General features: G+C 38.6%; 15 protein-coding genes. 12 read left to right on the plus strand and 3 right to left on the minus strand.

Going from position 1 to position 14,451, the window contains the following annotated elements:
- The first annotated feature begins 172 nt into the window (after positions 1–172).
- Both DRW41_RS04940 and DRW41_RS04945 read left to right on the plus strand, forming a co-directional pair.
- Positions 173–1,282, plus strand: a complete 1,110-nt coding sequence (locus DRW41_RS04940) for a tubulin-like doman-containing protein (protein WP_115450818.1) — start codon at positions 173–175, stop codon at positions 1,280–1,282.
- A gap of 301 nt (positions 1,283–1,583) precedes the next feature.
- A complete protein-coding gene (locus DRW41_RS04945; protein WP_115450819.1) occupies positions 1,584–2,207 on the plus strand; it encodes a trimeric intracellular cation channel family protein in 624 nt (207 codons plus the stop codon).
- Between the two features lie 133 nt (positions 2,208–2,340).
- On the opposite strand, the gene DRW41_RS22860 is transcribed toward DRW41_RS04945, so the two are convergent.
- On the minus strand, positions 2,341–2,487 hold the full coding sequence (locus DRW41_RS22860; protein WP_181884412.1) for a hypothetical protein: 147 nt from the start codon (positions 2,485–2,487) through the stop codon (positions 2,341–2,343).
- A 125-nt stretch (positions 2,488–2,612) separates the two neighbouring features.
- On the minus strand, positions 2,613–3,239 hold the full coding sequence (locus DRW41_RS04950; RefSeq protein ID WP_115450820.1) for a metal-dependent hydrolase: 627 nt from the start codon (positions 3,237–3,239) through the stop codon (positions 2,613–2,615).
- Positions 3,240–3,606: 367 nt separating this feature from the next.
- Between DRW41_RS04950 and DRW41_RS04955 the strand changes: the two genes are divergently transcribed.
- Both DRW41_RS04955 and DRW41_RS04960 read left to right on the plus strand, forming a co-directional pair.
- The gene (locus DRW41_RS04955) at positions 3,607–4,143 is read left to right on the plus strand and encodes a dihydrofolate reductase family protein (RefSeq protein WP_115450821.1); all 537 of its coding nucleotides are present in this window, start codon (positions 3,607–3,609) and stop codon (positions 4,141–4,143) included.
- A gap of 206 nt (positions 4,144–4,349) precedes the next feature.
- On the plus strand, positions 4,350–4,547 hold the full coding sequence (locus DRW41_RS04960) for a gamma-type small acid-soluble spore protein (protein WP_115450822.1): 198 nt from the start codon (positions 4,350–4,352) through the stop codon (positions 4,545–4,547).
- 56 nt (positions 4,548–4,603) lie between these two features.
- Here DRW41_RS04960 and DRW41_RS04965 read toward each other — a convergent pair whose 3' ends face one another.
- Positions 4,604–5,167: a GNAT family N-acetyltransferase gene (locus DRW41_RS04965; RefSeq protein WP_115450823.1), complete on the minus strand. Its 564-nt coding sequence runs from the start codon at positions 5,165–5,167 to the stop codon at positions 4,604–4,606.
- Positions 5,168–5,305: 138 nt separating this feature from the next.
- Here DRW41_RS04965 and DRW41_RS04970 point away from each other — a divergent pair, with 138 nt between their 5' ends.
- The 8 genes from DRW41_RS04970 to DRW41_RS05010 all read left to right on the plus strand — a co-directional run bounded on the left by DRW41_RS04970 (position 5,306) and on the right by DRW41_RS05010 (position 14,451).
- Positions 5,306–5,848: an RNA polymerase sigma factor gene (locus DRW41_RS04970; protein WP_181884413.1), complete on the plus strand. Its 543-nt coding sequence runs from the start codon at positions 5,306–5,308 to the stop codon at positions 5,846–5,848.
- Entirely contained in the window at positions 5,820–7,307 is a 1,488-nt protein-coding gene (locus tag DRW41_RS04975) for a GerMN domain-containing protein (RefSeq protein WP_115450825.1), read from the plus strand. The genes DRW41_RS04970 and DRW41_RS04975 overlap by 29 nt, the downstream gene beginning before the upstream one ends.
- A 482-nt stretch (positions 7,308–7,789) precedes the next feature.
- Complete coding sequence (locus DRW41_RS04980; RefSeq protein ID WP_115450826.1) at positions 7,790–8,023, plus strand: helix-turn-helix domain-containing protein; 234 nt, start codon at positions 7,790–7,792, stop codon at positions 8,021–8,023.
- Positions 8,020–9,021, plus strand: coding sequence for an HNH endonuclease (locus DRW41_RS04985; RefSeq protein WP_115450827.1), 1,002 nt, complete (start codon positions 8,020–8,022; stop codon positions 9,019–9,021). The genes DRW41_RS04980 and DRW41_RS04985 overlap by 4 nt, the downstream gene beginning before the upstream one ends.
- 14 nt (positions 9,022–9,035) lie before the next feature.
- The gene (locus DRW41_RS04990; RefSeq protein WP_115450828.1) at positions 9,036–9,359 is read left to right on the plus strand and encodes a nucleoside triphosphate pyrophosphohydrolase; all 324 of its coding nucleotides are present in this window, start codon (positions 9,036–9,038) and stop codon (positions 9,357–9,359) included.
- Positions 9,360–9,987: 628 nt separating this feature from the next.
- Positions 9,988–10,800, plus strand: coding sequence for a DUF5677 domain-containing protein (locus tag DRW41_RS04995; protein ID WP_115450829.1), 813 nt, complete (start codon positions 9,988–9,990; stop codon positions 10,798–10,800).
- Positions 10,801–11,845: 1,045 nt separating this feature from the next.
- Positions 11,846–12,877, plus strand: a complete 1,032-nt coding sequence (locus DRW41_RS05005; protein WP_115450831.1) for a DNA double-strand break repair nuclease NurA — start codon at positions 11,846–11,848, stop codon at positions 12,875–12,877.
- 5 nt (positions 12,878–12,882) lie between these two features.
- Positions 12,883–14,451 (plus strand): ATP-binding protein, encoded by a 1,569-nt coding sequence (locus tag DRW41_RS05010; RefSeq protein WP_115450832.1) that lies wholly within the window; start codon positions 12,883–12,885, stop codon positions 14,449–14,451.

The raw sequence follows: 14,451 nt of genomic DNA on the forward strand, positions 1-14,451 counted from the left end.
AAAGCAACTCCCATCCCCCTCTGATAATAGGTAAAATGAGAAATTAGTCCGGTTTTTTAGGGAGCTTAAATACATTTCTGGAATCAAAAGCAGATTCAAGAAAAGCCTATTTAAGATTAGTCTAAATTCCGAATTAATGAGTATTATTTTATAAGATAAGGAGGGGAATTTGGTGAAACCATTTGGAATCTTGGGCGTTGGCCAGGCAGGTGGCAATATTGCGGAGGCGGCATCGGCCTTGGGCTTTCCAACCGCACTTATCAATACGAACCAGCGTGACGGCATCGTCAATACGAGGGTTGAAAACAAGTATTTTGTTCCAGGGTACAACGGGGCCGGACAGGATCGGTCGATCGGTGCCAGGGCAGTACATGATCATTACAGGGAGATCGTAGAATTTGTTGAAAAGTCATTCAAAAAAGTAAAGTTCCTGTTTGTGGCATTCTCCACTGACGGTGGAACCGGGTCGGGGATGAGCCCGCTCCTGATTGAAATCCTGCTGAACCAGCTGCCAAAGCTGAAGGTAGGAGCGATTGCTGTCGTGCCTGAACGGAATGTCCTTGCTGGCAACCGGATCAATGCAGCGGAATGCCTTGAGGAACTTTCCAAAATTGAAGGGATTTCATCCACCTTCCTGGTCGACAATGACCAGTTGCGCAGGACAAATCCCCAATCCAGCAAACAGCAAATTTACCGGGCTTCAAACCAGAAGGTTGTGGAAGCAATCAACCATGTCCTGCAAATAACCTTGAAAAGCTCCCTATACGGGAACTTCGATGAAACCGACCTTATGAATATCCTAAGCACACGAGGGGTAACTGTCATTTCCACAAGTACGGTGACAGATGCCAAAACAACTGCGGAAGTATCCCTTAAAATCCAGCAGTCATGGGCGAATTCGATTTTCTGCCCGGTTGAATCGGCCGGCGTCATCCGAGCTGGATTGATTTATGAGGGACCTGAGAATGTCTCAAAATTGATTAACATCCCATCGATTTTCGAGCGGGTTGGGGAACCACTTGAACTGTTCGAAGGAACATATATCTCGGAAACAGACCCATCCATCACCACCATTCTCGCCGGACTTAGCTTCCCAACGCGGCGTCTCCAAGTGATGGAAGAGATGCTGAACAAGAACAGGGACCGTCTCCATGAACTGGTCCAAAAGGAATACACACAAAAATATGAGTCCAAAATCGGCTGGGCATCCAATCTAAAAGCCAGAAACAACTACAAGCCAACACGGACAGTCAATCAAAAACCGACAAAATCCAATAGCTGAATTAGACACTGGGCCTTCCCGGTGTCTTTTTTTTGAAAGGCGGTTTAGCCGCCATCAGAAGACTTTTCGTACTTTGTTGTCGCTGCCAAGGCAGTCGGACATGTTGTATGTGGCTTCTATTGGTTAGACTAGGAAAAATAGGTATGGATAACTTTATCCTTCTTGAGTTATAATGAGTTGTCGTTTTGTGACGAAAAGGTGAAATTACAATCAGTGGAGGTTTTCTTTCCTCCACTGATTTTTAGTTACATCTTTTACAGATAGACAAAAATTGGACCATTGATAAAAGGAGGGGTGCGCTTTGACATGGGACATTCTTAATATCATTGGTACCCTTGCTTTCGCAATAAGTGGTGCCCTAATAGCCAGGGAAGAGGATTATGATATCCTTGGAATTTATGTTCTCGGGTTTACGACTGCCTTCGGGGGAGGCCTTGTCCGAAACTTATTAATTGGAATTCCGATTGAAAACACGTGGATGCAAGGGAACCTATTTCAAATAGCCTTTTTCGCGATTACGCTTGTTTTCCTGTTGCCGAATTATTGGCTTGACCAAATTAAAAATTGGATTGTCTTTTTTGATGCGATTGGTCTGGCGGCATTTGCGATCCAGGGTGCAAACTATGCAGTTTCGGTTAGTGCGCCTTTTGCAGCTGTCATCATCGCCTCGACGATTACTGGTGCTGGCGGCGGGATGATACGTGATGTCTTTGCGGGCCGAAAGCCTATGATTTTTCATTCTGAAATTTATGCTCTATGGGCAGCGTTTGCTGGTTTCGCAATCGGTTTAGGCTTGGTACGCGGGCCTTATGCGACAGCGTTCCTATTGATCCTAATCGTTTTCTTAAGGATCATATCCGTCCGTTTTAACTGGAATTTGCCGCACAATATTCCTTATGAAAATAAGAGGAATTTGGGTAGTTGAGTCAATGAATAAACCGGGCACTCGTCTTTAGAAAAGATGAGTGCTTTTTCGTACATATAATAGGAACAGTTAACAAATAGCAAAATTAAAGTAGACCGACAAAATTACATGTCGGTCCACTGGTAAAAAATTCTTAATCCCTCATTGCTCCTGCTTCTCGGGAAGTCATTGCTCCTTGTCCTGCGTTTACATCTCGCTGTATATCCTGTTTCACTTTTTGGGAAGCCGTGCCTGATGATTTTTTCATGTTGTTTCTGTTTTGCTGTTGATTCTGTTTCATGAAGATAACCTCCTCTAATTTGGTTACCCATTATTATTGGCAAAATCGTCCGTTGTATGTTACTGGTCTTCTTTTAAAGATATTATTTCTTGGGAATTTTGAAACTATGGAAATATGTATTTAAATTATAGTTCCTTCGATGACACTGGCAAGAAAAGCTTAATTCCGCGTTTGTTCATTGGCAGGATTTTTAAATCTGCGAATAGATGGCTGACATAGCCTCCTAAACATGTATAGAAAACACCCTGGATTCCGAGGGAGGCCTCAAACTTATAAGCAATGAATCCGAAGAAGATAACCCCCAGGAGTGAATGGGTATAGCTTCGGTGCGAAGAAAAGGACGCGATAATAACGTAGACCCCTAGCAGGATTAACCAAAGTTCGTCCAAGGAAAAACCTCCCGCAATGACCGCAGCTCCGGTAATCGTCAGCATATGTTTTTGCTTGATAAACGATGCAACCACATTGATCATTACTCCGATTCCGAGTCCGAGCCACCTTTCAGTCGCTGTTTTCTCAAAAAAACTGTACAAAATCATGAGTATTCCAATGATTTGGGCGGACAAGCTGATCATCTTATGCGACAACGTGATTTTGCCGCGAAGCTTTCCGTCAATATCGAGATCAGGAATCAAACCTGAAACGCCTCCTAATCCAACAAGCAAGAGTGTTGTGGACGGAGAGGCTGCAAATGAATTGGCCACAACAAACCCTGTTGCTGCTCCAATTGCTGCGTGCGATGTGCCATTCATATTCATTTCTCCTCAAAAAATTTATGTAAAAAACCATAAATCTTATTGTACACCAAAACGTGTGTTCTGTAGAGTGCTTAAATTTACTACATAAGAGTTCTTAAAGCGGTGTAAGTCCTGTCGCCAAACGTTCAATGACCTTAAGAACACCCCTCTGCAACGAACGAGGCGACCTCATATGTGGGTTCGTTTTATCCTTCTTTAAATGAAAGTTGTATTCGGTCAGGCTAGGACTGTACTCATTAGCAATCCATGAGAAACCGGACATGCTGTAGGATGATAAAATGCAGACATAAAGGAGGCTGCATATGGAAAGTGTAATCTTGATGATGAATGTGCGAGAAAACCAGGGAGGAGAGTCAGTCGCATGGCAAAGATCGTTTTCGCATTGAACCAGTCACTGGACGGGTTCGTGGACCACGACCACCCCGCATTTCAGCCCGACCCCGTGCTATTCCGTCATTTCATCGACGACGTGAGCGGCATTTCGGGCTGCCTGTACGGGCGCCGCATGTATGAGACCATGCGGTATTGGGACGGAGACCATTTAGAATGGGATGCACCGGAACGGGAATACGCAGCGGCGTGGCAAAGCAAACCAAAGTGGGTGGTGTCGAGGACGTTAAAGTCCGTCGGTCCGAACGCTTCTCTGATTGAGGGCGACCTCGCAGCGGCCATACATGGGCTGAAGGCTCAGCATGAAGGGGAGATTGAAGTTGCCGGGCCGGAGTTGGCGCACAGTCTAACGGAGCTAGGTCTCGTTGATGAGTATCGACTCTATCTCCATCCAGTCGTGCTGGGTCAGGGCAAGCCGTTCTTCGCCGGTCCGCGGCCGCCGCTGCGCCTCGTGGCAAGCGATCGAATTGGCGAGCAGGTGATCAGGTTGACCTACGTTCCAGCTTAGTTGTGCGGTTGACCAGGCGGCCTAAAGGGCACGTTACTCTAATAGGGATTCTCCGGCTGTAGCGGCAGTCAGAGGATCCCTTATTCTTTGAAATTTCGGCATGAAAATTCCACATTGGGGCTTTTGTTTTCACAAAATCATTGGTTTTAATAATAAAATCAGTAAGCTTGGTGGAACATAATGCCATCAATACTGGAGGTGGTTTTATGGAGCAAAACAATAAGAATTTCACATCAGTCGGCACGGATATCGATGAAGTGAAAAGGCTGAACGCCGAGTCAGGATTGTCATATAACGAGGTAAAGGAACTACTAGCAAAAACAGGCGGGAAGGGTACTGCGTTGTATAGTGATACGGATGTTGAGGAAGTAAAACGGCAAATACAAAATAGCAATGAAGAATAATTCTGTGAGGAAACCCCATTCGGATGCGATATTGTTTCCGAATGGGGTTTTTCTACTTAAAAGTACTCAAATTCATCTTTCCCAATTCTCATGATGTATTCATCCCCATCATCTGTACTTACCGTCTTAACATATTTGAACCCAACTTTTTCATAGGTTTTTATCGCTACTATATTATCGGGTTCAGGCCCTAATATACAACTAACTGAATCACTTAGAGAGAATACAATCTCCTTTAAGAACCTGCCAACGATGTGTTTGCCTAATCCTTTATGAATGAACTCTTCTTCGCCAATGAATAGATCCAGACCGGATGCATCTTCAACTATTGCTACCTGTTTTGCATATTCAGGATACTCGTTTATTTTATAAGTTTGGATGTAGCCAATAGGCTTGTTTTCATATGAAATGATATAGCTTTGTGTAGGTTTTTCATTGTTTATGTAGGGCAAATACTTTTCTTTAACCTCATCCATGGTCATTTGTTTTTTGCCATACCACTGGGCAGCAAAACCATTGTTTAACCATTTATGCATTTTATCCAAGTCGTTACGATCCAGTTTTCTAAAGCTTAATAAATTGAAATCGTAGCCCATTGCCAATTCCTCCAATTTCTTCATTTACTTTTAAAAGCCGTACCACCTTTATTTTCCTAATTATATTGTATATTTGAATTTTGAATACACATTTACAATTTTTCTCTATAATTGAAACAAATAGTGATTTGTTTCGACTTGTTTTATAAAGGGGGGGAGTCGGTGGGGGAGCAGTTGGATATTGAATCCTTGTTTAAGGACTACCATCGGGATGTTTACCAGTTTTGTTTGTATTTTACACATTCCGTCCAGGAAGCTGAAGATATTACGCAGGAAACGTTCATTAAAGCGATTAAGAATATACGGACGCTGACAAATCCGGACCGGGGGAAGTACTGGCTGTTGGCGATTGCGAGAAACACAGCCATCGACCATTTGCGAAAAAGAAAAATGAATGAGTTCCTTCCTGACTTTTTTGAAAAAATCATCTCGGGCGATCCGTCGCTGGACGACCAGATCCTTCGCAAGGAAGAGTGGGAAGAAGTGCACAATGCCTTATATAAAATGAAACCGCACTACCGGGCAATCATGATCTTACGGGGAATCCAGGAACTAACCGTGAGCGAAACCGCGGAAATACTGCAAATCACAGAATTAAAGGTCCGGGTCGATTTCCATCGGGCCGTCAAGATTTTGAAAAAAGAAATGCAGGATAGGGAGAGGAAGGTGATAAGCGATGAATACAAACGACGAATTGACTCGTGAGGTAAAACAATTGCTGAGGCCTATTAAAAATCACCCTTCGCTGGAACCACGGCAGCAATTTGTCTATCAATTGCAGAATAAAATAAGGGAAGCCCGATCAGGCAACAAAAAGCGTTTCAACCTAATGCCGCTTGCCGCTGTTTGTGTCGCAGCATTGCTTTTCACACTAGTGGTCCTTTCCAATAAAAATTTACTTGATTTGAACCTTGCGGGGGACACAGAGAAGCCGTTTGCGATCGGTGAGGAATCCAACTTAAGGCTGGTGAGGACAATTGAGTACGGGGACGGTGAAGGCAAGGCTGGCTTGACGTTCATGGGCGAAAACGAAACATTGCCCGTCACGGTGACCAGCTTTGATGTGGAAAATGGCACTTTTTATTTACTCGATGAAGCGAAGAGGCAAGTCATCATCGCTGGAAAAAATGGCAAGACTAGCTCCTTTCCAATTAAGGGAAACAACCAAATGACAGGCACCTTGAAGGATATCCTTGTCACACCGGATAAACAAATTTACATCTTAAACACCTGGGATCCATTCGTTGTGTATCAATATACGAAAGATGGAAAGCTCGTTAAAACACACGAATTAACAGCGGATCTGTTCCATCCAGATGAGCTAATTTTTGTTAAAAATATCGGTGTTTTGGCAGGCCAAAGCCAGGAACGGTTCCTGAACATTGAAACCAGCGAAATGGTGGAAGGAAAATCACTTCCTTATCAAATGGCTACGGTAAATCGAAAAGAAGCTGTCATCACCATCAAAGAGGAAGGAAAGCAAACAGAGCTGAAGATTCCTTATGATGAGGGGAAGGGCCAAAGTGCAGTCGAAGCCATAACGGATCGGGAAATCATCTTTACGAAAACAGAGCAGCCGGCAGTCTATAAACCCCTATCGGAAACACATGTTTTCGCCTATAACAAACAAGGCGAAACACTTGGAGGTATCAGGATTCCGATTGAAAAACTGATGGAGGTCCCGCAAACAATCGCGTCGAACATCAAAGTGGATAAAAACAATATCTACTTCCTCTCCACTGAAAAGGAGCATATCGCCATCTATGAATTAACCCTTGGAAAACAATACGAGAGTTTTATTGAAGAACAAGCCGCCGAGGCGAGAATCGGCTTCGATTACAAAACCTTTGGCCGGCCTTTCCCGGAGCTGGAGCAGGAAATAAAAAAGCTATTCACAACCGGTACGATCTTCTCGCAATACGGCGATGAAGACAGTTTAAATGGAGTCGCAATCGACGAATCCGGAACAGTGGTTGTAGACTTTAAGGAATTCCACGCCGGAGGCCCATCCAGCCATCAAGCCGGTGAAATCGGAAAAGCGCTAAATGAAGCCATTTTTCAAAAGTTCCCGGAAGTGCAAAAAGTATATCTGCAATTCGACGGAAGCTTCAGCGCCTGGTGCATTTGGATGCAAACTTCCGAAGAGCCGTGGGTGCGGTCGTAAGGTAGCTATTTGAAAAAAATTTATCTAAAGAAAAATAGAAAACAAATTATTATTGACACATTTTTAAATAAAAGGAAAGCTATGTTAAAAATTAGAAGGTGAGTATTTTTAGCTGTGATTTAGATTTTATTTTACAAAACATGAACTGAACAGGGTACCTCAGGATGATGATAATTGACCTCTTTAATGCTTATCTTTATATAATAAAACAAAAGTAAGTCTCCTCCTCTAAATTTCAATTGAAAAGTGGAGGAGTTTTTTTATACTAAGAAGCAGACCGGGCATGGTAAATTTATGAAGAGAATTATGAAGGCCAGAAGAGGTAAATTCCTTTTGACATAATCATTTGAAAGGAATATTTGATCTTGTTAATCATTATTTAGAATTTTTTAATAATGTGCTTCTCTTATAGACGATTTTCGTCTACGAGAGAAGCCTTTTTTTTTTACTTTTAAATAAATCAATAAATAAGGATGATAATTATGCTTGCAGCTAACATAAGTGGAAATAGAATAAAAATTGCAAGGAAAGATTTAAAAATGGATCAAATAGATCTTTCTGCAGCAATAGAACTTGAGCACGGTTTAAAAATTACTCAATCAGATATCTCTGAAATTGAAAGAGGTGTAAGAGGAGTAAAAGATTTTGAATTAGATATTATTGCAAGAGTGTTAAACGTAAGCCCCCTTTGGCTCTTAAGAGGGAATGAGGAATGAATATTAAAGAGTATAATAAAGAAGATTTTTGGAGAGCAGTTATTTTATATGGACTTAACCAAGCTACATATAAAATTGCTTTAGGAGAATCGCTAATTAGGTTTTCGGAAAAAGGGAAAAATTTTATCTCAATGAATGAATTAGCGGAGGACTTCTTTAATATGTATTTAGACAGATTGAAGAATGGTAAACCTCAATTAGCAAACCCAAATAGAAAAACAGCGATGGAACGAATCATTAGTTTGTATAATTTAAACAAACTTTCAAAAACGCAGGCAATTGAGAGAGTGGAGAGAGAAGCTTTTAATGATGTAATTGAAAGATTCCATACAGTTGATAAAGTTGAAATACCTCTAAAGTTTTATGAAAAAACAAAAGAGGGGTTAGTTATTCTAGATAATATTTATGAGGTTTTTTCAGATGCGAAAAATTTTGAACTAAAACAGGAATTGAAATCTAGATGGGATCTACTGGAAAGTGCTTTCGAAATTAAACATGGCGAATCAGAACTCATAAATGATATTAGAAAATTCTATTTGTTAAAAGGTTATGAAAGAACAGATATCACTCATAATAGGTCAGTATTATATGGTTACCAGAACGGTGTTTGTTTTTACTGTGCGGAATTGATGATGGAAAAAGATATTCATGTAGATCATGTTATTCCCAGGCAGTTAATTCATAATGATGAGGTATGGAATTTAGTCTTATCCCATGGATATTGTAATACAAGCAAAAGTGATTATTTACCTAATAAAAATTATATTTTGAAATTAATAGAAAGAAATGAGTATTTAATTAAAAGTAATCATCCAATTAGTAATAAATTAAAATTGCAACTTGGAAATACACCTAAACATCGCATGTCCTTTGTTTTTAAAGTTTATGAGGATGCTCAAAAAGTACTAGCGCCTTGGACGGGGATAAATGGTTATAATCCAGTAACCGACCCATTTTATAAAACCTTTGTAAGAGAATTAATTTATAACAACACATAAAAAAGGAGATAAATATGCCAGAATATAACAAACTCGTCCGCGATAAAATTCCTCAAATAATAAAAGAAACAGGTAAATCTTTCTCAATAAAGCAATTAGACGACGCTGAGTATATAAAAGAACTTAAGAAAAAATGTCAAGAGGAACTACTAGAATACCTTAGTGCAGAAGATGATAAAGAAGCTATTGAAGAACTGGCTGATATTCTGGAGATAATACACTCTTTAGCACTACAACATGGTTCTTCAATTGAAAAAGTCGAGGAAACACGAAGGCAAAAAGCGGAAATAAGAGGTGGATTTAAAGAAAGGATTTTCTTAGAAATGGTAGAAGATTGATTTTCATTTTTTATAGAATGATTTGAAATAAATAACGCCTTAATGCCAACTGAGGCTTTTCAGGCTGTCGAGAAACTCTTGGCAGCCATAATTAGTTTAAATAACTTAAACATTTCAACTGGCTTTCAGGACAAGGGCTTGATTTGTTTAGTTTTTTTCAGAACGTTCCATTTGCATTTACTCATATATCTCACCAGCTTTAGGAGAAATTCCAAGATCGGCGGGCGGGTAAAGCGAGATACAAGAAAAACTTTTGATATATAAAGACGAAACAAAGGCTAAACCGACCAAAAGGTCACGGCACTAGGGCATCCTATCGGGAATTAGAAATGAACGGATTCGTAACGAAATGAAGTCATGGATTAATTCCTAACGGGCGGAAAACAAATCTTCCTTGCTGTGGGAAAAAATACCGGACGGGTCTCGAGGGGGTTCTCATTCTTCAAGGCACCTGGACTAGCCGCTCGACGGAATAAAGGCCTTACAGATGCTTTCCTTGTTAAACCTCACCTGAAGGGCCAAGAAAAAGCAGAAGGCTAAGGCTTAAAACGCAAGACGGTTCTGCTTATTACGTAAAAATGAAGAGGTTTAGCTGAAAATCAGAATAATAATCTGGGGGATTAGTATCATGAGCATAAATGAAGAAGGATACCTGTCTGAAGAGATGAATGAAATTGAGAAAGAGATCTTACATGATAACTACAAGTATTTTAATATTGCCAGAAGACTAAATATATTAGGGCATTCGTTGAAATTTAAGCTAAATATACATCAGCAAGATGCTCAAGAAATTACAGCAGCCACTTTGTATGTATCATTGTTAGAGAGTTTTAATTCAATATACATACTGACATCTAAAGGTCTAATTGTCGATGCTAATATATTGTTAAGAAGTTTGCTAGAAAAAACATTAAGGCTAAAATATGTTTCAATGACCTATGAAAATGCAATACATTACCACATGGCTTCTGAAAAAGAACGCTTAAAGTTATTAAATTCAATTCATAATGCTAAAGAAGGTGTCTTTAGTAATGAGGTACGTAGCACAATCACTAAAGAAGAGATAGATAACCTGAAAGAAAGGATTGACCTCGAAGGGGTTAAAGAACTTCCTTCAAATGAAGTGCTTGCTAGAATGACAGGATTAGAGATGATTTACCAAAATGCTTATCGGATTTTGAATAGTTATGTACATACTAATGCAACCTTGATAAATAAATTTGTGAATACCAATGAAAAGGGAATGATTACAGATTTAAACTGGTTTTCACATTTTAATAATAATTCTTCTGAGGTTGAACAGGTAATGTTTTCTACCCTCTATTTAATCATAACTGCAACTGAGACAATTATTGAGTTGTTTGAGTTAGAATATGGTGAATTAATACAAAGTTTAACTGAGGAACTTGATCAGTTAGTTTCGTTACGCATGGATCAATAAATAAGATAAAAGTAGACCAAAACGCTTGAATCTTTTCAAGCGTATGTCTTAAAAGTGATAATAAACTACAAGCTTTGCATGTGTGTTGTCTGTTATAAAGCCGAACCAATTTTGTTAAATACTTAATGTAACTGTCAGTTTCAAGGGCGGTTATTTTTTTTGGATATATTCATTCTGAATGCCCGAAAGACCATTCGAACCAGGGAGTGTTTCAATGGGATTAGCAGGCCATCTGTCTTATGAGCCTTTGAATTGCCTTTCAGGTGAAGCAGGTAGAGAGGAAGTTCTCTATGTTTGTTTTGCCTTTTTTTCAGTGGTCTGAAGAGAAGTCGGCAGACTCCTGTTATCTATTTACTGAGGATGTAAAAAACATAAAGTCACTTTATTTTTTGGATATTTTAATTTGTTCGCGAGGGATAGTATTGAGAGCTTTTTCGATACCTAGATTAAAAACGAGTAGTTTTAGAACACGTTGCAACTCTTGTTCCGAATATAGAAGCTTACCCTCCTCCCGTGCAATTTCCCATTTTTCAAGGAGATAATGGCGAAGTGTATCGTAGTCAAGTGGGTGGGATTCCATCCTGAGCTCTAATTTCGGGACTCTTTTTTCATACTCTTACGATGTGCGATATATTTCTTGCAACTGCTCCTGTGAGTAAGGCAGGTTTTTAAGGGGAGATAAACAACTTAAAGGCGGTAGAACTCGAATCATTACAGGAGCAATTTTATATTACGAAAAAAGCACGTATGGAACTATTAGGATAGTGGAACGTATGAAGATAGAACATGAGTCGAGGGATTATTTGAGAAATATGTCGTATTGATTGAAAATGGATTAATTCTTCTTTGAGATTGTATAGCTCATAAGATTTGCTTATCATTAATAATAATTGAATACCTTTTGATTTTTATTGTAAATTAAAGGGTTTTAGTAAAAAAAATAGAATTACTTCCTTATGGGAAATTTGGCTTATTTGTGTTAGTCATTAAGAAACGTTTAAAGTATTTATAAAAGTAACGATTAATAAGAGTGGATGTGAAATAGATGGATTATAGAAATAATTCATTTTGTAATGGTCTATTATTTCAATCAGACTTTACTAATACCCTTACAGAACTTCAAAGCATTAATGTCAATATACCTGAAAATCCTACAAACGTTCAAGTTGACTTACAACATCTTTCATTTCCTCCAAACGGACAGTTAGTAACACCAATTGATCAAGTGAATTCCCATCAATTGGACCCTGCTAACGGGAGTAAACAGCTTCAGAAGAATAGAACTATAGCTGCATACGATGAATCAATGGTCAAATACACGTGTCTAGAAGGAACAGCCTATTTAATGTCGCACTCAATTGTAACAACAGGGATTGAAGACTTTCACCCAACGGGTTTACTTACCTTATATTTTTATACTCGGTCAAAAGAAATAACTAATAAATCTAAATACCTTAAGTACTCTTCGGATCCAGAAATGGATTCCAAGAAGGATTATATATTAGACAAAATCGAGCTGTTATCTGAATATACTCCCCAAAAATCAATTCTACTTATTGATGGACCATTAATAGGGGGAGATGTATATACATACATGATAAGGTCAATTCAAAGGTTTCTAGATAAGGATATAATCCCTATTTATTTTGTTAAAAATAGCAATAGTAATCTGGTGACAGACAACATTCCTGAATTTTATGAAAAATTTAATTCTGACATGCACTGGGCATTTCCATATTTGTCTCAAGGTGAACGGACAAACTTCTTTAAATATGCTGATAAAAACAATCCTGATAATGCTAAGGTTTTTTGTTACTTAAAGGGATTTAATTCAAGCCCACAAAGAGTGGAATTCCATGTTGATACCTTTAATAAATATCAAACTGAGATTAGTGATTTAATGGATCTTATTTATTATTTGTTGCTAGTACAAGGCGACTTAAAAAATCCACAAGTAAGACCTATTGCAATTGCAGAAAGATATGCGAGGGAATTCATTCGCCTAACAAATATAAATAAATATTTTAATAACTCGGGACTAATCCCCACAATTAATCAAGAGAGATTTGGATGGTGAAGTAGATGACCTGGATAGTCGTAGGTGAAGAAAAAGGATTTGTAAAGTTAGTATCAAAGAGTGGAACTCCAGGATTACTTCCAAAGGGTTCATACCTAACCGTGGAAAATGGTGATAACAAATTTATTCTTCGTGTAGATGAAAGCACACAGTATGAACCATATAGTCCTTCCCCTTTAATTATTGATATGGATTTGGCTCCTTTAAAGCAAGATCAGAAGTGCCAAAACATTATATATGCAAAGAGAGTAAAAGATCTCTGTGAACGTGATGATGGGTTAATTAACTATTTACCATCACAAACAAAAGCAAGAAGATCTAATAAGGATGAAGTACAATTAGCGATTGGCTCAGGGGAGATTGGGCCTGAAATTCTTTTAGCTACAGTACACTCTAGTCAAAATCATCTTTTAATTGACAATGAACGCGCACCAATAACTGTAAAGTTACCAAAAGAAATGTTTTTTCATCAGACCCTTATATGTGGAAAAACGGGAGGAGGAAAAACGGTTGGTTCAAAATATCTAGCACAATATTTCGTTGAGGAATTGAATGGTGCCGTACTGGCTATTAATGTAAAAGATGATGATTTTCTTAAGATGGATAAAGCAACTATAACTAAAAGTGAACATGTTAAACGGGAATGGGATTATTTAGATTTAAAACCTCATGGAATTGAAAATTTTACAGTTTATTACCCACCCAATGATGACATCTTTACTTCGCCAGGTGTTAATAGAGATCTTTGTCAAAGCGTTACCTTAAATGTAAACGAAATTGAACCAGATGCGCTTACTGGATTGATACGAGGTATTACTGATGTAGGCGCTCAAAACTTACCAAATATTTTTAGATATTGGCAGGTAACCATTAATAACGCCGGAAATAACGAATATACTTTTGGGGATTTTGTCAGGTATTTTGCTGATGCAGAAAATGATGGTAGAAGGTTTATTACTATGAATGCTAGAGAGGAAGAAACAGCTGAAATTACTTTACACCCTGGGACATTTCATAATCTGCTAAGAAACCTTATTCTTGCTCAGGAATTCTTTGATAATCCAGATGCAAAGTCTTTAAACTGGGATGATATTTTATATCCAGGAAAAATGTCAGTAATTAATGTTGCTTGTAAAAGTGGAGTTGAGTTTGGTTCGATATTATTAAGACACTTATTGAGTAAAATTGTTGAAGCAAAGTCAAAAAGAAAATCAAAAGTTCCAGTATTGATAATAATTGATGAAGTCCATCAATTTTATAACTCAGAGAGTTCAAAGGAAGCTCTTGGGGATCTCGATACAATTTGTAGAACAGGTAGAAGTCAAGAGATAGGAGTAATTTTCTCTTCACAAAACCCTCAAGACATTCCTAGGGGATTGGGGAGTGTAATCAACACTAAAATTTTCTTCAAAACAGATAATACTTCGATTAAGTCTCATGGTTTAAATTATTCTAATGAAGAAATTGAAAATTTAAAACAAGGATATGCAGCAGTATCTATTCATAACATGTCTCAAGTGAAATTTGTTAAGTTTCCCCTTGCCATGTCAGGGGTCTTTGAAAAGGAGGTATAA

The organism is Neobacillus piezotolerans (assembly GCF_003362805.1).
In the GTDB taxonomy this organism is placed as follows: Bacteria; Bacillota; Bacilli; order Bacillales; family Cytobacillaceae; genus Bacillus_D; species Bacillus_D piezotolerans.